At 37.5% G+C, this 20567-nt stretch carries 19 protein-coding genes; 11 read left to right on the top strand and 8 right to left on the bottom strand.

Annotated elements, in window-relative coordinates; all coding sequences use genetic code 11:
* Positions 1 to 11: 11 nt before the first annotated feature.
* From AC1RFD_RS13085 to AC1RFD_RS13075, 3 genes are all read right to left on the bottom strand, one after another.
* Positions 12 to 800: a serine/threonine protein kinase gene (locus AC1RFD_RS13085; RefSeq protein ID WP_492474969.1), complete on the bottom strand. Its 789-nt coding sequence runs from the start codon at positions 798 to 800 to the stop codon at positions 12 to 14.
* A gap of 288 nt (positions 801 to 1088) precedes the next feature.
* On the bottom strand, positions 1089 to 2756 hold the full coding sequence (gene rnjA / locus AC1RFD_RS13080; RefSeq protein WP_004224711.1) for a ribonuclease J1: 1668 nt from the start codon (positions 2754 to 2756) through the stop codon (positions 1089 to 1091).
* 5 nt (positions 2757 to 2761) lie between these two features.
* On the bottom strand, positions 2762 to 2971 hold the full coding sequence (locus AC1RFD_RS13075) for a DNA-dependent RNA polymerase subunit epsilon (protein ID WP_004224712.1): 210 nt from the start codon (positions 2969 to 2971) through the stop codon (positions 2762 to 2764).
* Between the two features lie 436 nt (positions 2972 to 3407).
* Between AC1RFD_RS13075 and AC1RFD_RS13070 the strand changes: the two genes are divergently transcribed.
* Positions 3408 to 4178: a Cof-type HAD-IIB family hydrolase gene (locus tag AC1RFD_RS13070; protein ID WP_054549831.1), complete on the top strand. Its 771-nt coding sequence runs from the start codon at positions 3408 to 3410 to the stop codon at positions 4176 to 4178.
* Positions 4179 to 4233: 55 nt separating this feature from the next.
* Here the strand turns inward: AC1RFD_RS13070 and AC1RFD_RS13065 are convergent, their stop codons facing one another.
* Positions 4234 to 4989, bottom strand: a complete 756-nt coding sequence (locus AC1RFD_RS13065) for a DeoR/GlpR family DNA-binding transcription regulator (protein ID WP_492474989.1) — start codon at positions 4987 to 4989, stop codon at positions 4234 to 4236.
* Positions 4990 to 5141: 152 nt separating this feature from the next.
* Here AC1RFD_RS13065 and AC1RFD_RS13060 point away from each other — a divergent pair, with 152 nt between their 5' ends.
* Genes AC1RFD_RS13060 through phnX form a run of 5 tightly spaced genes read left to right on the top strand, consistent with a single transcriptional unit; the run spans position 5142 to position 10417 of the window.
* Entirely contained in the window at positions 5142 to 5894 is a 753-nt protein-coding gene (locus tag AC1RFD_RS13060; protein ID WP_112117444.1) for an ABC transporter ATP-binding protein, read from the top strand.
* Positions 5887 to 7518 (top strand): ABC transporter permease subunit, encoded by a 1632-nt coding sequence (locus AC1RFD_RS13055; RefSeq protein WP_054549833.1) that lies wholly within the window; start codon positions 5887 to 5889, stop codon positions 7516 to 7518. The genes AC1RFD_RS13060 and AC1RFD_RS13055 overlap by 8 nt, the downstream gene beginning before the upstream one ends.
* Positions 7515 to 8501, top strand: a complete 987-nt coding sequence (locus AC1RFD_RS13050; protein WP_131521663.1) for an extracellular solute-binding protein — start codon at positions 7515 to 7517, stop codon at positions 8499 to 8501. Before AC1RFD_RS13055 ends, AC1RFD_RS13050 begins: the two co-directional genes overlap by 4 nt.
* A 13-nt stretch (positions 8502 to 8514) precedes the next feature.
* Complete coding sequence (phnW, locus tag AC1RFD_RS13045) at positions 8515 to 9615, top strand: 2-aminoethylphosphonate--pyruvate transaminase (RefSeq protein WP_048391949.1); 1101 nt, start codon at positions 8515 to 8517, stop codon at positions 9613 to 9615.
* Positions 9605 to 10417, top strand: a complete 813-nt coding sequence (phnX, locus tag AC1RFD_RS13040; protein ID WP_054549835.1) for a phosphonoacetaldehyde hydrolase — start codon at positions 9605 to 9607, stop codon at positions 10415 to 10417. Before phnW ends, phnX begins: the two co-directional genes overlap by 11 nt.
* Positions 10418 to 10458: 41 nt before the next feature.
* On the opposite strand, the gene def is transcribed toward phnX, so the two are convergent.
* Positions 10459 to 11016: a peptide deformylase gene (def, locus tag AC1RFD_RS13035; protein WP_054549836.1), complete on the bottom strand. Its 558-nt coding sequence runs from the start codon at positions 11014 to 11016 to the stop codon at positions 10459 to 10461.
* Between the two features lie 394 nt (positions 11017 to 11410).
* On the opposite strand from def, the gene pdhA reads away from it, so the two are divergent.
* The 5 genes from pdhA to AC1RFD_RS13010 all read left to right on the top strand — a co-directional run bounded on the left by pdhA (position 11411) and on the right by AC1RFD_RS13010 (position 17369).
* A complete protein-coding gene (gene pdhA / locus AC1RFD_RS13030; RefSeq protein WP_004224731.1) occupies positions 11411 to 12526 on the top strand; it encodes a pyruvate dehydrogenase (acetyl-transferring) E1 component subunit alpha in 1116 nt (371 codons plus the stop codon).
* 3 nt (positions 12527 to 12529) lie between these two features.
* Entirely contained in the window at positions 12530 to 13507 is a 978-nt protein-coding gene (locus tag AC1RFD_RS13025; protein ID WP_004224734.1) for an alpha-ketoacid dehydrogenase subunit beta, read from the top strand.
* Between the two features lie 47 nt (positions 13508 to 13554).
* Positions 13555 to 14892 carry a dihydrolipoamide acetyltransferase family protein gene (locus tag AC1RFD_RS13020; protein WP_446850162.1) on the top strand — a complete coding sequence of 446 codons (1338 nt, stop codon included), beginning with the start codon at positions 13555 to 13557 and terminating at the stop codon, positions 14890 to 14892.
* Between the two features lie 5 nt (positions 14893 to 14897).
* Positions 14898 to 16313: a dihydrolipoyl dehydrogenase gene (gene lpdA / locus AC1RFD_RS13015; protein ID WP_004224738.1), complete on the top strand. Its 1416-nt coding sequence runs from the start codon at positions 14898 to 14900 to the stop codon at positions 16311 to 16313.
* A gap of 273 nt (positions 16314 to 16586) precedes the next feature.
* On the top strand, positions 16587 to 17369 hold the full coding sequence (locus AC1RFD_RS13010) for an SDR family oxidoreductase (protein WP_054549837.1): 783 nt from the start codon (positions 16587 to 16589) through the stop codon (positions 17367 to 17369).
* Positions 17370 to 17421: 52 nt separating this feature from the next.
* Here AC1RFD_RS13010 and AC1RFD_RS13005 read toward each other — a convergent pair whose 3' ends face one another.
* From AC1RFD_RS13005 to AC1RFD_RS12995, 3 genes are all read right to left on the bottom strand, one after another.
* On the bottom strand, positions 17422 to 18948 hold the full coding sequence (locus AC1RFD_RS13005; protein WP_048391942.1) for a tripartite tricarboxylate transporter permease: 1527 nt from the start codon (positions 18946 to 18948) through the stop codon (positions 17422 to 17424).
* A 15-nt stretch (positions 18949 to 18963) separates the two neighbouring features.
* Complete coding sequence (locus tag AC1RFD_RS13000; protein WP_054549838.1) at positions 18964 to 19440, bottom strand: tripartite tricarboxylate transporter TctB family protein; 477 nt, start codon at positions 19438 to 19440, stop codon at positions 18964 to 18966.
* 91 nt (positions 19441 to 19531) lie between these two features.
* Complete coding sequence (locus AC1RFD_RS12995) at positions 19532 to 20551, bottom strand: tripartite tricarboxylate transporter substrate binding protein (protein WP_048391940.1); 1020 nt, start codon at positions 20549 to 20551, stop codon at positions 19532 to 19534.
* Positions 20552 to 20567: the final 16 nt, after the last annotated feature.

Raw genomic sequence — 20567 nt, 5'->3', positions numbered from 1 at the left:
CAATTCTATTTTTAATGGTTTTTATCTATGGATGGAGGCATAGATTGCAAGGCCTCTAACGCACTTGCAAAGGGTTCTTGAATCCATAATAGGCGCTCAAGAAAATCTTGGACTTTGATTGGTAATTTTAATTCCTGCTGCCAAGCTTTCTCTTTTTTCTTGCTTGGCTTGTAGTCTGAGTATAGTAAAAATAATAAAAAATGGCCGACAAAATAAAGATCACTAATATGATTTTCGGCACGTTTTGGATTTTCAATCGTAGAGATATCGATTTGCTTTTGATAAGTGGTAGCTAGACCAAAGTCAATAATATGCAATTGCTGACCCACTAACAATATATTCGGAATCCGTAAATCGCGATGTACAATACCATAATTGTGTAACTGTACAATTTGCTCTAATAATTGCTTTGTAATAGCAAGGGATTGAGCAATTGTAAATTTGGTACCATTCTGAAAAATAAGCTCCTCAAAAGTTTGCCCATTGACATAGTCCATGATAAAAAATGGGCTGTCTGAAATTGTTCCTGCTGAATGGATGGTAGGAACATAGGGTAGTGAAAGTTGCTGGAGTATGTGAATTTCTTGTTGAAATTTATGAATGGTTTTCTGGTGGTGACGATGTTTGGGTCGCAAGCATTTTAAAACAAATAGACTTGCTGACGAGCAATCTTCAATTAAATACGTACGACCATATGAGCCATAGCCAAGGAATTTTTTAAAAGAAAAATCGGGATGTTCGGCTATGTAAAGTTCTACAGCCTGGTCAAAACTTTTTTCGGAAATTCGTTTCCACCACATTAGCTACTAAAGAAACTCATAGAGCTGAAAAAACTGCGTGAGCTTTTACGAGAGCCACGCTTATAATGTTTGTGACCATAATAATTATGTCGCTTTGAATATCTACTACGGCTACTTGATGAAGAATAATGGCGTTTGGATTTACTATTGAGTAAGGAATGAAGAATTTTATCTAGCATAAAAACGCTCCTTTTTGATGTTGTTATTACTATATACGCAAAAATAAAAAGGAGGTTTCAAAAATAAAAAAGAAACTATGTAAATTTTACATAGTTTCTTTTTACGAGGTTAAACCTCCATAATAATCGGTAAGATCATTGGACGACGTTTTGTTTTTTCGAATAGATAAGGTCCCAATACGTCTGTAATTTCATTCTTCAATTCTGTCCATTGAGGAGTTTTGCTTTGAATTGTTTCATTCAGATGACGGTTTAGCATTTTTTGTGCCTCGTTGATCATCGTACCTGATTCACGCATATAGACAAATCCACGTGAGATGATGTCAGGGCCAGAAACAATTTTTTGGTTTTCCATATCAACACTTACAACTACAATCACTAAACCTTCTTCAGAAAGAATACGGCGATCACGTAACACGATATTACCGATATCGCCAATACCATTGCCATCAATGTAAACATCTCCTGAAGGAATACGCCCAGCTACATGTGCTTCATTGGCACTTAGTGCTAGAACATCACCATTTTCCATAACAAATGTATTGTCTAGTGGAACATCGCAATCTTCAGCTAAATGTGTATGCATTTTTAACATACGGAATTCACCATGGATAGGCATAAAGAACTTAGGCTTCATTAAACGAAGCATCAGTTTTTGTTCTTCTTGAGATCCGTGACCAGATGTATGAATGTTGTTTAATGCACCATGAATGACTTCTGCACCTGCACGGAACAATAAATTAATGATTTTATTAACACTCACGGTATTACCTGGTACTGGTGAAGAAGAAAAGATAACTGTATCGCCAGGCTGTATTTGAATCTGACGATGTGTCCCGTTGGCAATACGTGACAAGGCAGCCATTGGTTCACCTTGAGAGCCTGTACATAAAATCATCACTTCGTTTGCAGGAAGTCGATTGATGCTTTGAGCATCAATAAATGTATCCTTTGGAGCAGTAATGTAACCTAGCTCACGACCAATCGTAATAGCATTGTCCATTGAGCGACCAAAGACAGCAATCTTTCTTCCGTATTTTACGGCTGCGTCTGTGGCTTGCTGTAAACGGTGAATATTTGATGCAAAGGTAGCAAAAATAATACGGCTATCCACCTTACGGAAAATCTCGTCGATACTTTTTCCAACTGTGCGCTCTGACATTGTGAAATTAGGCTTTTCAGCGTTAGTACTATCAGATAGTAAGCAAAGCACGCCATCACGTCCGATTTCAGCCATCTTTGTTAGGTTGGCTGGTTCACCCACTGGTGTAAAGTCAAATTTAAAGTCACCTGTGTGAACGATATTACCAGGTGGTGTTTTAACAACAATTCCATAAGCATCAGGAATACTATGTGTTGTTCTAAAGAAGCTAACAGATGTTTTTCTGAATTTAATAACATCCTCTTCTTTAATTTCAATGAGTTTTGTTGTACGTAGCAAGCCATGTTCTTCTAATTTATTACGTAATAAGCCAAGTGCAAGCTTACCGCCATAGACAGGGATATTTACTTGACGTAAAAGGTATGGAATACCACCAATATGATCCTCATGCCCATGGGTAATAAACAGTCCTTTGATTTTATCGACATTACGTACTAAGTACGTGTAATCAGGAATAACATAGTCAATGCCGAGTAAGTCGTCTTCTGGAAATTTTATACCGGCGTCAATTAAGATAATTTCATCTTGAAATTGAACGCCATAAGTGTTTTTGCCGATTTCGCCCAGTCCGCCGAGCGCGAAAACAGCTGCTTGGTCATTTTTAACAAACTTCATGTTTGTTAAATTTCCTCCAAGACGAAGTTCGGGCTTGCTTGTTCGTACTCTAAGTAGTTACCCTCAAGCAGTTGAATGAACTCGATGTTATAGTTTCGGTCTTTTAGCTTTTCACGTACTTCACGTTCTGAAGTAGCTTCTAGGTATAGACTTTTAGTATTTTCGCGAACTGGAATCTCATTTGCATTTTCTTGATAATAAACTTTGTAAATCATAGTTTGCTCTCCTTTAATTGCGTACAATTTTCTTGCACCTTTGACTACTACCACACACGTGCTACAAGAAAACAACGAATTTCTTTTATTGAAGAAATGTACGTTTGTAATACTTGTATCTCAATGCTTCAGATGTGCACTATGTTATAAAATTGTATAGGAAGTAGTGAGACAGTGGTTGCGTATAGCCAAATAAATGCATTTCCTTTATATTATCACGCACTTCCTCTAAAATAAAGAAAAGCCCTTCAAATAATGAAGGGCAAATGTTAGGCAATTGATTTTTTTCCGAGTACGCCGCGAAGTTGCTTCAATAATTTTCGTTTGAGTTTCTTCAGCATGGCACATCACTCCTTAGGATCATTATAACTAAAATTATTGTCTATGTAAAGTCATTTAGCTTGAAAGGATAATATTTATGGAAAGGGTTAATAAAATGAACAAAATTTTATTTTTTGATGTCGATGGTACTCTCTATAACAGTGAAAAAAAGTTACCTTCATCTGCAAAAGAGGCACTTTTGACAGCACGACGTAATGGTTATGAATTGGCAATTGCTACTGGTCGAGCACCATTTATGATTGAGTCATTGCTAGAAGAATTAGAGATCGATACGTATGTTACCTTCAATGGCCAATATGTTGTCTATAAAGGTGAGGTTGTCTATACAAATGGGATTGCGAAAGATGAACTAGCTAAAATTATTGCCTTTGGTGAGGCGCGTAACGAACCGGTAGTGTTTTTAGATGATAAACGGATGATTGCCTCAGTTGGCGATCATCGTATGGTAGCTGAAAGCTTAGATACTCTTAAATATCCGTATCCAGAATTAGACTCATCTTATTATATGCAGAACAATGTATATCAAACACTTATTTTTATGGAAGAAAAAGATGAACCTTTATATAATGAAACATTCCCAAATGTTCAATTTGTACGTTGGCATCGTTATTCTTGTGATATTTTGCCAAAGGGAGGTTCGAAGGCTGCTGGTATTGAAAAGGTGCTTGAAAAAATGGGCATCACTTTACAAGATGCCTTTGCTTTTGGCGATGGCATAAATGATATTGAGATGCTACAGGCAGTTGGGACAAGTGTTGCTATGGGAAATGGCCATGAGCGAGTGAAGGCAGTCGCTCATCATATTGCAGACCATGTAGACGAGGATGGTCTCTCAAAAATAATGCGTAAGCTCTCCATTATATAAAAATGAACAACTAGTTGTGAAATTTACAACTAGTTGTTTTTTATTGATTAATGGTCTATGCCATATTGACGGTTTTTATTTGAACACCTTTTTCCGAAAAATGTTGAATCGTCTTTTTGGATAGTCCGTCATCTGTGATAATGACATCTACGTCATCCACTGGACAAACTTGAATCGCTACATCTTTATTAAATTTTGAGGAATCTGTAGCTACGTAGACTTTTTGAGAGATGGAAATAATTTGCTTTCTAGTAATCGCTTCATCCAAGCTAAAATCAGATATGCCTTTTTCAATTGAAACGCCACTAGCGCAAATAAAAGCTTTATTGATATTAAGATGCTCGAAGCGAAATAAAAATTCATTTGATGTCACTGATTTTTCAGAATGGCGTACTTTACCCCCAAGCAGTATAACCTCAATGTTAGAGCCGATTAGATCAAATGCTACAGGTAGTGAATTTGTCACCACTGTTAGTTTTTCCTTGTCCAATAAAAATGGTGTCATTTGATAGGTAGTTGTTCCGCTATCAATGAAAATACATTCCCCATCTTGAACGAGCGAAGCACATGCTTTGGCAATGGCGATTTTCTCTGTTAACTGTTCGTGAAGTCGGTGATCAATTAGTCCTTCTACTGGCTCAATATATTTAACGCCCCCATAAAATTTTTCAATTTTTTTGTCTTGCATCAACTGTTGGACATCACGACGGATTGTTTCCATTGAAACGTTAAACTCTTTTGTAAGTGTTACTAATTTTACTACCTTATGTTGACGTATAAACTGCAAAATTTGGTGTTGCCTTTCTATCATATACATTTCATCACCTCTACTAGATATTTACTCAAAATAACCATAACTTTGTCAACAGTTGGTCAGAATTTACTCAACATTTACACAAATAAGCATTTTCCTTTACAAATAGTCTCTATACTGAAGCTAAGAACTGAGTGAGGTGACCCAATTTGTTAGAGCTAAAAAATATCTCAAAAAGCTATAAAAATAAAAAAGTTTTAGTAGATATCAATGTAACCGTCGAATCAGGTGAGATTATTTCTTTGCTAGGACCGAGTGGCTGCGGTAAAACTACTTTGCTTAATATCATTTTAGGACTTGTAGATCCAACTGCTGGTCAGCTTGTCTACAATGGACAAGATATTTCCAAGCAATCAATGCAAGAAAGAGGATTTAATATAGTGTTTCAGGATTTTGCGTTATTTCCTCATTTAAATGCATACGACAATATCATTTATGGATTAAAAAATAAAAACGTGAAAATGTCCAAAGAGGAGATACAAGAATACATTGATTTTTTAGAGCTAGCTCCTCACTTGCATAAGAAGATTCATGAATTGTCTGGTGGGCAAAAACAACGCGTTTCCATTGCAAGAACACTCGTGATGCAACCTAAAATTCTATTATTAGACGAACCACTAAGTGCACTAGATGGCGTTATAAAGGAATCTATAAAGGAACGTATTAAATCCATCGCCCGTGAATTTAATTTGACGACGATTATCGTGACACATGATCCGGAAGAAGCCCTTACCTTATCGGATAAAGTCATCATTATTAATGAAGGTACAGTTGCTCAATTTGGCACACCTCATGAAATTGTTACAGCGCCAAAAAATAAATTTGTAGAAGATTTTATCTTAAGGCAGCTTCATATTAAGCGACATAACATCTATCAATTGTTTGGAGAAACATATGCTTAAAACGAATAAAATAATGAAATTAATTTTTCTACCGATTCTACTATTTTTTCTATTCTTTTTAATTGTGCCATTGCTTTATATGTTTTGGCAGTCATTCAAAATAGGCAATGTCGTTACCACTCAAAATTATATAGAAGCTTTACGGAATATCGAAATTCGTGAAGCTTTTACGAATAGTTTTAAAGTTTCTTTTGTAGCATCAGTGATTACAACCATTTTAGCCTTTTGGTTGGCCTATGCTGTTCATTTTACTACGATGCATCGCCATACAAAAAAGCTAGTTCAAATTGGAATTACCTTGCCGATGCTACTGCCAACCATCACCTATGGCTTTGTATTGATTTATACATTTGGGAATCAAGGAATTCTAACAAAATTAGTGGGGCAGCCTCTTTTTACAATCTATGGGTATAACGGCTTGGTGATCGGTTACGTCTTATACACATTACCAGTTGCTTTTATATTAATGCAAAACTCCATGCAATATATCGATAAACGTTTTTTACTTGTTTCAATATTAATGCATGATCAGCCAATGCGTCGTTTTTATCATACCGTATACCGTCCTATGGTTGGGACAATTGGCGGGGCATTTATTTTAACATTTGTTTTAAGCTTCACAGACTTTGGAATCCCTGCATCGGTTGGTGGCAATTACAGGGTAATAGCTACTGAACTCTACCAAGCTATGTTAGGTTCCATTGTGCATTTTGAACGTGGAGCAGTCATTTCTGTGTTAATGCTAGTACCTGCTGTATTAGGTGTTGTCATGCTAACGATTTTAGAGCGCTTTAATTTTCAATATAAACAGGTTGGGCAAAGTGAACTTGTAAAGCATCGTTTACGAGACGCGCTATTTACAATTTATTCAATTCTCTGTGTAACAGCTGTATGTATTATTTTTTCAACCATGTTTATTGTGCCTTTTACCAAAGGCTATCCGTACGATTTCAGCTTTACATTAGAGCATGTTCAAAATGTACTCGCAGAGAAAGATTTAACAAAGGTTTACATCAATTCTCTCATCGTAGCGATTCTAACAGCAATATTAGGTGTGGGCATAACATTTATGTCGGCGCTTCTTAATACAAGGACACCATTAAAGGGAAGAAAAAGCTTAGATGTAACTTCTATGATGACAAATACAGTTCCAGGTATGGTACTTGGATTATCCTACTTATTTTTCTTTAATGGAAGTTCTTTAAAGGGTACTTTTCTTATCATTATCGCATGTAATATCGTGCATTTTTTTACGACACCTTATTTAATGGCGAAAAATTCATTGCAAAAAATGGATCCTACGTGGGAAGTGACAGCTGAGCTGTTAAAGGATTCGTGGTTAAAAACCGTGATACGAATTATTTTACCGAATATTAGGCCAACGATTTATCAAATGTTTAGCTACTATTTTTTAAATGCGATGGTTACAGTCAGCGGTGTTATTTTTCTTGTCAGCACAAAGACAATGCTTGTATCGACAAGGATAAAAGAGCTACAGCATTTCGCAAAGTACACCGATATTTTTGTTTTATCGATATTCATTTTATGTACAAACCTCATTGTGAAATTAGGTTGTGATTATATAGCAGCACATAAAGAAAAAACGGAGGAGATTACAAAATGAAGAAGTCAACAGGCATGATGTTAGGGACAGTAAGTGCAGCAGCAGTCGTTTTAGCTGCATGTGGAGGAGTAGCAGCAGATTCCAAAGAGCAAGTCATCATTTATTCAAATGCTGATGATGAAGCTATTGAAGTGATGGAAACTACATTAGATGATAAAGGCTATAAAGGTAAGTATTTAATCCAGTCGTTTGGTACTTCTGAGTTAGGTGGCAAAATGATGGCGGAAGGGACAGATATTGAAGCAGATGTTGTAACAATGGCTTCTTATTTTATAGAAAGTGCACAAACCTCAAAATCCATGTTTGTGGATATTTCTTCAGACTTAAAGCCTCTTGATGGGAGTGTTACGTATGCATTACCGATTTTAGGCAATGTAGGCTCTATCTTTATTAATACAGAGGTATTACAACAAAAGGGGCTATCTATTCCGAAATCCATTAAAGATTTGACAGACCCTGCTTATAAGGATTTAGTGTCATTCCCAAACATTATGGACTCCTCAACAGGGTGGCTTCTAGTACAAGCTATTATAAAGGAATATGGTGAAGAGGAAGGGAAAAAAGTTCTAGCAGAGTTAATTAAAAATGCAGGACCACATATTGAAAGTTCAGGCTCTGGCCCTATTAAAAAGGTGAAAACAGGAGAAGTTGCTGCAGGCTTTGGTTTACGTATCCAAGCTATTGATGCCAAAAACGAAGGGTTACCGATTGATTATATTGACCCGACAGAAGGAAATTTCACTTTAACGGAATCTGTAGCTGTTGTAGATAAAGAAGGTGAGGAAGCATTAGCAAAAGAAATTGCAAAGGTAATTGCAACAGAGGCTCGTGATGGTCTTCTAGAGCAATATCCTGTAGCTCTATATGAAGGAGAACAAGTAAAGGACGAGCACGTTCCTACCTATTTGAAAAAATGGGATACTACCTTAACCGTAGATTTATTAGAAAAACACCAAGCCTTCTTTAAAGAAGCACAGCGATAAGGAGTTATAGCAAATGAGTAACTATAAATTATTGACGCCAGGTCCATTGACAACAACTGAAGCAGTGAAACGAGAAATGTTAAAAGATCGTTGTACATGGGATGACGATTATAAAAATGTGACACAAGTGATTCGTAAGCAACTCTTAAAATTAGCAAAAGTTGATGAAGCTGATTACACTACGGTACTAATGCAAGGAAGTGGAAGCTTTGTAGTAGAGTCTGTACTAACAACAGCAATTGGTGAAAATGATAAGGTGCTGATACTAACAAATGGTGCTTATGGTGAAAGAATTGTTGAAATGGCCAAAGCCTTAAAGTTACAGCATGTTGTTTATAGTGCTCCTTATGATGAACAGCCCTCCTTGTTAGAAGTTCAATCCTTCCTTGAAAGAGATAGGAGTATTACTCATGTAGCTCTCGTACATTGTGAGACGACTACTGGTATTTTAAATCCTATTAAAGAAATTGGGGAAGTTGTTCATTCGTTCAACAAAACGTTTATTGTGGATGCCATGAGTAGCTTTGGAGGCGTACCAATGGATTTATCAAGCTTGCATATTGATTTTTGTATTAGTAGTGCCAATAAATGTATTCAGGGTGTCCCAGGCTTTGGTTTTGTTATCGCGAATACAAGAGCACTGGAAAAATGTAAGGGACAAGCTCGAAGTGTTGCATTAGATTTGCATAGTCAGTGGGAAGTAATGAAGCAAGATGGGAAATGGCGTTTCACATCGCCTACACATGTAGTGGCAGCTTTTGCGAAGGCGCTTGAAGAGTTGAATGAAGAAGGCGGAATTCATGCCCGCTACAAACGCTATGCGTATAATAATCAACTACTTCGCTCTCGCTTGTCGGTGCTGGGATTTAAAGCGTATATTTCGGAGGAGCTTCAATCACCAATTATCACAACATTTTTATTCCCGTATAAAGAGTTTTCTTTTGAGCATTTTTATCAGGAAATAAAAAATGCAGGTTTCGTTATCTATCCAGGTAAGCTGACGGATGTCGATACATTCCGTATTGGCAATATTGGTGATATTCATGAGGAAGATATTCTTGCATTATGTGAAATCATTGAAAATTATATGGTGGTGAAAAACAATGAAAATTGAGACGGTTATTTTGGACTGGGCAGGCACTGCAGTTGACTTTGGTTGTTTTGCTCCTGTTAATGTTTTTTTAACAATTTTTGAAGATGCTGGTGTAATAGTTACACTGGAAGAGGCTCGTAAACCAATGGGGATGCTGAAAATTGATCATATCCGCACCATGCTAGAAATGCCAAGAATTAAAGCAGAATGGCATCGTGTACATGGACAATCCTTTACTGAAAAGGATGTACATGTATTGTATAATCATTTTGAAACAAAATTAATGGAGTCTTTAGCGACCTATACAGATCCTATCCAGCACGTGAAAACAACAGTACAGCAATTAAGAGATGCAGGTATTCGAATAGGCTCTACAACTGGCTATACAGATGCAATGATGGAAGTAGTGACAAAGCATGCTGCTGACAAGGGCTATCAACCTGATTTTCTTGTAACACCAACACAGGTTGGTGATAAAGGGCGACCATATCCATATATGATTTTTAAAAATATGGAGGCATTAGGTTCGCAAGCGACGAAGCAAGTTGTGAAGGTTGGCGATACAACATCAGATATAAAGGAAGCCTTGAATGCAGGTGTTTGGGCTGTTGGCGTTATTATTGGAAGCTCAGAAATGGGACTATCCGAAGAAGAATTCAATGCCCTATCTTCAGAAGAAAAGCAACAAATCATAGAGAAAACAAAATGTGTTTTTGAAGAATCTGGCGCTCATTATACAATTGAAACAATGGCGGAGTTGCCAGCATTAATTGAAACGATCAATGCTCGGTTAAATATGGATAGACAATTAGAATATAAATAATAATTAACCTCGGCAGAAGTAAAAAACTGCCGAGGTTGTTTTTAGTCGCGCTCATATGGGATTGAATCTGGTATTTCCGCAAATGGATTCTTTTCATTAATACGGTCATAAAACATAATGCCGTTTAGATGATCTAATTCATGCTGAAAGGCAATAGATGGCAAGCCCTTAAGGCGCATTTTTTTCTCTTCACCATCAATTGTTTTAAATTTTACTGTGATGCGTGCATGGCGAGGTACATACCCAGGAATATTACGGTCAACAGAAAGACATCCTTCTCCTGCTGATAGGTATGTGTTTTCAACAGAATGGCTAACGATCTTTGGATTTATGGCTACAAAGCTTAATTGTTCACCAGCCTCATCTTTTAAATGAAGAGCAAACATACGCTGTAAGCTATTTACCTGATTGGCAGCCAAACCAATGCCACTACGCAAATTATATTTTTCTGCCATTTCAGGATCTTGGCTGTTGATTAAATATTGAAGCATATCCTCAGCAAGCTTTCTTGTTTCTTCAGTTAAAGGGAATTTAACTTCCTCTGCTTTTGTGCGTAAAGTCGGATGACCTTCGCGGATAATATCATCCATTAAAATCATAATAGTAATCTTCCTTTCAACTTTGTAGTGCTTGCTAATAAGTATACATCACGTTTTCGTACAATCCCATGAAAAAAGTCCTTATTTGAATATACTCAAAAAATTTTTCTAATGCTATTAGATTTTCGAGAATGGGGTATTCTACTAGGGGAAAACCTGTTGGAAAACGTAAGAGTTGTATGGTGTGAGTAAGGTGTTGTAATACAGAATTTGAATATTAGTAATACAGTATAGGACAGCGGTGTTTGATTGTTATTCTAGAAAAAATCTTTGTATATAGCAGTAATAGATGATTGACCGACAGTATTTTATTCAGTATACTGAGTGTCAAGAATAAGTTGTACTAGTTAAAAAGGTGATTTATTTTAATACAGCTGAAAGGGAGATGTGACAAATGAGCAAGAAAAACAATAATATTTTTGATGCTAAACAAACGCTAACTGAAATCGAAGATAAGTTTGAAATGTTTCAAATTTTGAATGAAGAAGGCGAAATTATAAATAAAGAGGCAGATCCGAAATTATCAGATGAGGAACTAGTTGAGTTAATGACACGTATGGTTTACACACGTATTTTAGATCAACGTTCAATCTCATTAAATCGTCAAGGACGTTTAGGCTTCTATGCACCGACTGCTGGTCAAGAAGCTTCACAACTTGCTTCTCACTTTGCATTAGAACAAGAAGATTGGATTTTACCAGGTTACCGTGATGTACCTCAAATTGTATGGCATGGCTTACCTCTTGAAAAAGCATTTTTATTCTCACGTGGTCACTTCATGGGGAATCAGGTTCCTGAAGGTGTAAACGTTTTAGCTCCACAAATTATTATTGGAGCACAATATATTCAAGCTGCTGGGGTAGCACTTGGTATTAAAAAACGCGGGAAAAAAGCTGTTGCAGTAACTTATACTGGTGACGGTGGTTCTTCTCAGGGAGACTTCTATGAAGGCATTAACTTTGCAGGTGCATTTAAATCTCCAGCAATCTTCATCGTACAAAATAACCAATATGCAATCTCAACACCTCGTGAATTGCAAACAGCTGCTAAAACAATTGCACAAAAAGGTGTAGCAGCAGGATTACCAAGTATTTTAGTAGATGGAATGGATGCGCTTGCAGTTTATGTAGCAACTCGTGATGCTCGTGAGCGCGCGGTTAATGGTGAAGGCCCAACATTAATTGAAACAATGTGTTACCGTTATGGACCTCATACAATGGCTGGGGATGACCCAACTCGTTACCGTACTTCTGATACAGATAATGAATGGGCTCAAAAAGATCCTCTAGTTCGCTTCCGTAAATACCTAGAAGCAAAAGGTATATGGGATGAGAAAAAAGAAGAAGCAGTTATTGAGCGAGCAAAAGAAGAAATTAAAGAAGCAATCAAAAAAGCAGATGCTGCTCCAAAACAAAAAGTAACAGAATTAATGGAAAATATGTATAAAGGCGAAATGCCATCTAATCTAAAAGAACAGTATGAAATCTATAAAGAGAAGGAGTCGAAATAACCTATGGCACAAATGACGATGATTCAAGCAATTACAGATGCACTTCGCACAGAATTAAAGAATGATGAAAACGTTCTTGTATTCGGGGAAGATGTAGGTGTCAACGGGGGGGTATTCCGCGCGACAGAAGGCCTACAAAAAGAATTTGGGGTTGACCGCGTATTTGATACACCATTAGCAGAATCAGGTATTGGTGGCTTAGCAGTTGGCCTTTCTCTTCAAGGATTCCGTCCAGTTCCTGAAATTCAATTCTTTGGTTTCGTTTATGAAGTAATGGATTCAATTAGTGGCCAGCTAGCACGTATGAGCTACCGTAGTGGTGGCGTCTACAATGCTCCAGTAACAATCCGTTCACCATTTGGTGGTGGTGTGCACACACCTGAAATGCACTCAGATAGCTTAGAAAGCTTAATGACAGCACAACCAGGATTAACAGTTGTTGTTCCATCAACACCATATGATGCAAAAGGTTTACTTATTTCTTCTATTCGTAATGACAACCCAGTTATTTTCTTAGAGCATTTAAAACTATACCGTTCATTCCGTGAAGAAGTGCCTGAGGAAGCATACGAAATTCCACTTGGAAAAGCGGATGTAAAACGTGAAGGTACTGATTTAACAATTGTTGCTTACGGTTTAATGGTTCATGAAAGCTTAAAGGCTGCAGAAGAACTTGAAAAAGAAGGACATTCTGTAGAAGTAATTGACTTACGTACAATTCAACCAATCGATGTGGAAACAATTATCGCATCTGTTGAAAAAACAGGTCGTGCAATCGTTGTCCAAGAAGCTCAAAAACAAGCAGGTATCGCTGCGAACGTAGTAGCAGAAATTACAGAGCGTGCAATTCTAAGCTTAGAGGCTCCTGTTCTTCGTGTGGCTGCACCAGATACTGTGTACCCATTCCCACAAGCTGAAGGTGTTTGGTTACCAAACTACAAAGATGTAATGGAAACAGCGAAAAAAGTTTTAACATTCTAATAAAGCTTCTAAACTTGAACAACAGTAAATAGAAAGGATGGGTACACATGGCATTTGAATTCAGATTACCGGATATTGGCGAGGGTATTCACGAAGGCGAGATTGTGAAATGGTTCGTTAAAGCTGGAGATACAGTAAAAGAAGACGATATTCTTTGTGAAGTACAAAATGATAAAGCAGTAGTAGAAATCCCTTCACCAGTTGAAGGAACAGTAGAGGAAGTTTTAGTAGGAGAAGGAACAGTTGCCGTAGTTGGCGATGTTTTAATCCGATTAGACGCACCTGGCTATGAAGACTTAAAGCTAAAAGGTGACGATCATGCCGAAGCAAAAACAGAGGCACAAGTTCAAGCAACTGCTGAATCTGGTCAGAACGTAGAAAAAGCTCCTACTAAAGAGGAAAAGGCACCAGAAAAAGCTCCTGAAAAAGTGGAGACAGTAGTTGATGAAACAAAACGTGTGATCGCAATGCCTTCTGTACGTAAATTTGCCCGTGATAACGATGTAAATATTCGTGAAGTGAAGGGTACAGGCAAAAACGGTCGAATCCTTAAAGAAGATATTGAAAACTTCTTAAAAGGTGGCGGCACTGTAGAGGCTGAAACTGCAAATATCGAAACATCAGAAGATACAGTTCAACAAGAAACGTCTACACCAGCAGCACCAGTAGTTCTTGAGGGGGATTTCCCAGAGACTCGTGAAAAAATGTCAGGTATTCGAAAAGCGATTGCAAAAGCAATGGTACACTCGAAACAAACGGCTCCTCATGTTACACTAATGGATGAAGTCGATGTAACAGCTCTTGTAGCACATCGTAAAAAATTCAAAGATATCGCTGCCGAAAAAGGTGTTAAATTAACATACTTACCATATGTAGTGAAAGCACTTATTTCAACTTTACGCGAGTTCCCAGAATTTAATCGCTCTTTAGATGATGCAACACAAGAAATTATCCAAAAGCATTACTATAACATTGGTATTGCAGCAGATACTGAAAGAGGCTTACTAGTACCAGTTATTAAGCATGCAGATCGTAAATCTGTATTTGCAGTGTCTAATGAAATTAATGAATTAGCGACAAAAGCCCGTGAAGGTAAGCTAGCACCACATGAAATGAAAGGTGCTTCCATGTCCATTACGAATATTGGCTCTGCAGGAGGACAATGGTTTACACCAGTTATTAACCATCCTGAAGTAGCAATTCTAGGTATTGGTCGAATTTCAGAAAAACCTGTAATAAAAAATGGTGAAATTGTAGCCGCACCTGTGTTAGCATTATCATTGAGCTTTGATCATCGTATGATCGATGGAGCCACTGCGCAAAATGCTTTAAATCATTTAAAGCGTTTGTTAAGTGAGCCAGAATTATTATTAATGGAGGCGTAACAAAAATGGTAGTAGGAGATTTCCCAATCGAAACAGATACTCTTGTCATTGGTTCAGGTCCTGGAGGATATGTAGCAGCAATTCGTGCAGCTCAAACTGGCCAAAAAGTAACAATCGTTGAAAAAAATGTACTTGGTGGAGTGTGCTTAAACGTAGGTTGTATCCCATCAAAAGCATTAATTTCAGTAGGTCACCGTTTTGAGCAAGCTAAACATTCAGATGACATGGGAATCATCGCTTCTGATGTGAAATTAGACTTCTCAAAAGCACAAGCATTTAAAGACAGCGTTGTTAAGAAATTAACTGGCGGTGTTGAAGGCTTACTTAAAGGTAACAAAGTTGAAATTGTACAAGGTGAAGCTTATTTCGTTGACGCTCATTCAGTGCGTATCATCAATGGTGAATCTGCTCAAACTTACACATTTAACAATGTCATTATTGCAACAGGTTCTCGTCCAGTTGAAATTCCAACATTCAAATTCACTGATCGTGTATTAAATTCTACTGGTGCACTTTCTCTACAAGAAGTACCTGGTAAATTAGTTGTTATCGGTGGCGGTTATATTGGTACTGAGCTTGGATCAGCTTATGCGAACCTTGGCTCTCAAGTAACAATTATTGAAGGCGGAAAAGATATTTTAGCTGGCTTCGAAAAACAAATGACGCAAATCGTGAAAAAAGGCCTTAAAAAGAAAGGCGTTGAAATTGAAGTTAACGCATCTGCAAAAGGCGTAGAAGAAACTGAAAACGGCGTAGTAGTAACTTATGAAGTAGGCGGAGAAGAGAAAAAAGTTGAAGCTGATTACGTATTAGTTACTGTAGGACGTCGTCCAAATACAGATGAAATGGGCCTTGCTGAAATCGGAGTTGAATTCGGTGAACGTGGTCTAATCAATGTTGACAAACAATGTCGTACAAATATTCCAAACATCTATGCAATCGGTGATATCGTAGCAGGTCCACAACTTGCACATAAAGCATCTTACGAAGGTAAAGTTGCTGCTGAAGCAATTGCGGGTGAAAAATCAGTAGTTGATTATCTTGCTGTGCCAGCTGTATGTTTCACAGATCCAGAAATGGCGACAGTTGGTTACAACGAAGAACAAGCAAAAGCTGAAGGCATTGAATACACTGCCGCGAAATTCCCATTCGCAGCAAATGGTCGTGCTCTTGCATTAAACCAATCAGAAGGTTTCGTGAAACTTGTTGCTCGTAAAGAGGACGGCTTATTAATTGGTGCTCAAATCGTAGGTGCAGGTGCATCTGATATGATCGCTGAAATGGGCTTAGCAATTGAAGGCGGCATGACTGCTGAGGATATCGCATTAACAATTCACGCTCACCCAACATTAGGTGAAATTACAATGGAAACTGCTGAAGTATTACTTGGCAATCCAATCCACATTGTAGCGAAAAAATAATTTGAATAAAGGAGTGTAGATAAAGCGGGACATTCGCTTATCTACACTCTTTTTTTAGCCAATGTTTTATATGAACAATTAATTTTTCTATTAGCTTTTTCCCGTAACAGGCTTGAATGATAATGATAAGTAATAAATAGCTCCTCATGGAAAATATTCAATTATTATAGCTTTTAAATCGTATTTCTACCTTTTACAAGCTCCTTTGATTATTCTGAATAATCGATAAATGCTATAATGATAGCATTGTAGAAAGTAAGGGAGGATTTAATAATGGAGCTTAATTTAACGGGGAAAGTAGCAATTATAACAGGATCGAGTAAAGGAATTGGCTATTATACAGCCATGCAGCTTGTTAAAGAGGGTGCACAGGTTGTACTTTGCGCTCGTGGTGAAAAACAACTGCAAGTGGCTGCAGGATGCATAAAAAATGAAACAGGCGTAGATGTATTAATTGTTCCAACTGACATTACAAAAGAAAAAGATTGTAAGTATCTCATTGAGCGTACTGTAGAGCATTTTGGATGTGTGGATATTCTTATTAATAATGCTGGTACAGCTTCAGCGAATTCCTTTGAAACGGTGAGTAGTGAGCTGTGGCAGGCAGATTTAGATTTAAAGGTATTTGGAGCTATTCATTGTTCAAAATATGCTGCTCCATATATGCGAAAGGCTGGGGGCGGTGCAATCGTTAATGTGACTGCCGTGATGGCTAAAACTCCACCTGCAAGTTCACTTCCAACTACTGTAAGCCGTGCTGCGGGGCTTGCCTTGACAAAAGCGATGAGCAAGGATTTAGGGAAGGATAATATTCGAGTAAATTCTGTATGTATAGGACTTATTCGTAGTGATCAAATCGAAAAGAAATGGAAAAAGCAAGAACCAAATTTATCGTGGGAAGAATATTCTCGTAAAGTGGGGCAAGCAATTCCGCTGGGTCGTGTAGGTGATACGCAAGAAGCAGCAAACGTTATCACTTTTTTAGTATCTGATGCGGCGAGCTATGTTACAGGTACAGCTGTTAATATTGATGGTGGCTCTGGTCACGCATTATAGAATAGTAAAAATCCACTATACTAATAGAAGTATAGTGGATTTTTAAGAATATTTATCCTTCTTCATTAATAAGTACATTTTTACCACGTATTTTCATAATCAGTGGTATAAGTAACCAAGAAATGGCAACCACTAAAAATAGTAATGATAAAGGCTTTGTTATAAAAATAGAAAAGTCTCCATTCGAAATGGTTAATGCACGGCGCATATTATTTTCAATCATCGGCCCTAGTACTAATGCAAGTACTAATGGAGCTACTGGGTAATCATTTTTAGCAAATAGATAACCAAGTACACCACAAGCTACTAATAAAAATAAATCAAACGTGGCGAATTGTACGGCATAAACTCCAAAAATTGAAATTGCAATAATAATAGGCAATAAATATTTTTTAGGTGTTTCGATGATTTTGGCAAAAATGCGGACCAAAGGCATATTTAATGCTAATAACATTAAATTTCCAATAAACATACTGGCAATTAATCCCCAAGCAACTTGAGGATGTTCATCAAATAATAATGGACCTGGCTGAATATTATACATAATAAGTGCACCCATTAAAATAGCAGTAGTACCTGAGCCGGGAATTCCTAAAGTTAGTAATGGGATCATTGCACCGCCTGATGCAGCATTGTTCGCTGATTCAGGTCCAGCTACACCCGCAATATGACCTTTTCCAAATTGCTCGGGTGTTTTACTGAATTTTTTCTCGGTAATATAAGAAAAGAATGAGGCAAGTGTTGCGCCTGCGCCGGGTAATACGCCGATGAAAAAGCCTAATAAGGAGCCGCGAGCAATAGGAACAGCACTATCCTTTAAATCTTGCTTTGTTGGTAATACACGATTAATTTTGGCTAATTGACCATCCTCTTCTTCTTTTTCAAGAATGGTTTTAAATACTTCGCCTAATGCAAATAAACCAACAGCGATGGTTAAAAATTCAATGCCAGAGAACAGCATTGGCTGACCAAATGTAAAACGTTCTATACCTGATACGGCATCAATACCAACTGTTCCGAGCATAAGCCCTAAAACAGTCATAATTAAAGCTTTGGTAATAGAACGTCCTGCTAGGCCACTTACTGCTGCAAGTCCTAATAACATCAAAGAAAAGTATTCTGCGGGTCCAAATTTAAGTGCTAATTTTGACAATGGATTAGCTAATAATATCAGACCTAGTAGTGCTACAACGCCTGCACAAAATGAGCCAATGGCCGCGATAGAAAGAGCACTTCCAGCACGACCTTGTTTAGCCATTTGATAGCCATCCAATGTTGTCACAACTGATGAGGATTCACCAGGCGTGTTTAATAGAATGGAAGTTGTTGATCCACCATACATGGCCCCATAGTATACCCCTGCAAGTAAAATAATTGAGCTGGTAGCGGCAGCCTCAGTAGGTAGTCCAGCTGTAATGGTTGCTGTAACGGGGATTAATAATGCAACTCCACTCATTGGACCTATACCTGGAAGTACACCAACTGCTGTACCAATTATGACACCAACAAGAGCGAATAAAAGGTTTTGCCATTGAAGGGCAACTGCAAATCCATCAGCTAAAAATTGCAATGTCGACATATGTTCACTCCTGTACTAAAAAATTGGGAAACTAGGCAATGACCCTCCTAGTAAACTTGTAAATAAATAATAGACGCCCAGTGAAAATCCAGCTGCAATAATAATTGAATAAATAAGTTTAGTACGTTCCATTGTTTGGAAACTAATACACAAAAATAAAAATGTTGTTATCATATAGCCAATTTTTTCAAGGAAAAATACATACGCAAGAGCGCTACCTAAAATAATTAAGAACTTTTTGAGCTCTGTTGAAGATATTTTAGAAGAAGTAGTTGGTCCTCCTGTGACTCGCTCTCTCACAGCTTTTTTCCATGATTCATAAAATAATTGAAGACTTAATAAACCTAAAATAATACCTAAACCTAATGGAAAAATTTTGGGACCAACTGTAGACCCATAAGCACTATCAGAAATCTGTGTTGCTTGAAAAATAAACAAAATACTAAGTGCTAAGAGGGTAATGCTAAATGTTTTATCAAATGTATAGCTCAACCGTTTTACACCTCCATTGAAAATAGATAAAGTTACACAAGTAGTTCTATATTTAATGGAAATACTTGTGCCTTTTTAAAAAAACGATTCGTTATTTTTGCATACCAAGAGCTGTTAGTAGTTCAATGATTATTTTATTTTGACTGTCTAGATAAGCTGTAAATTCTTCCGCATTACGGTATTCTGCTTGCCAGCCATTACGTGTCACCTCAGCTTGCCATTCTTTTGATTCAGACATTGCCTGTAATTTTTCAGACCAATAGGCAATCGCATCTTCACTCATATTTTTTGGACCAAAGATACCACGCCAAATTGTAAACTCCTCATCAATACCGGCTTCTTTAAAAGTAGGAACCTCTGCTAGCTCACCTTCTAAGCGTTCAGAGGAACTGACAGCTAATACACGAACATCTCCGGATTTAACATAAGTAGCAATTGTGGAGGCATCTGTTGCAATTACATCCGCATTGCCACCTAATAATGCTGTAACCGCCTCACCGCCACCATCATAAGAAACATATTTAATTGTTTTTAAGTCAATCCCCGCTTTATAAGCCGGGATAATTCCTACTAGATGATCCATCGAACCTGGTGCAGACCCACCTGCTAATGTGACATCTTTTGGTGAAGTTTTCATGGCATTTAAAACATCTGCAAGCGTTTGGAAAGGAGAATCCTTTCTAACAACGATTGCGCCATAGTCCCGTGTTAATTGTGCTAAAGGTGTAGTATCCTTATAGCCAAATTTACTATTTCCTTCAGCCTTTTCATGATTTATAAGGATCGGTGGTGATTTAACCATTAACATATAATCATTATTGGCTTCCTTTGTAGCAAATGTTGCCATGAAGGCAGCGCCACCACCACCTGGCTTATTCTCAACTTGAATCGCCTTATCAATCAACCCAGTATCACTCATTGTTTTTGCTACTGCACGAGCCGTTAAATCCCAGCCACCACCAGCACCTGATGGAGCAACAATGGTAATATTACTTTTTGGATAATCACTGGCATTCTTTCCCTCTGTTTTTTCTCCATTTGATGCTGAACAGCCAACCAAACTAGTAAATAGTAAGCCAGCTACCATTATTTTAGAAATGTTCCTCCACATAAAAATCCCCCTTAAA

Source organism: Lysinibacillus sp. GW823-FHT02G10 (genome assembly GCF_058797135.1).
The sequence above is the reverse complement of the archived record's forward strand: the minus strand, read 5'-3'. Positions and strand labels throughout refer to the sequence as shown.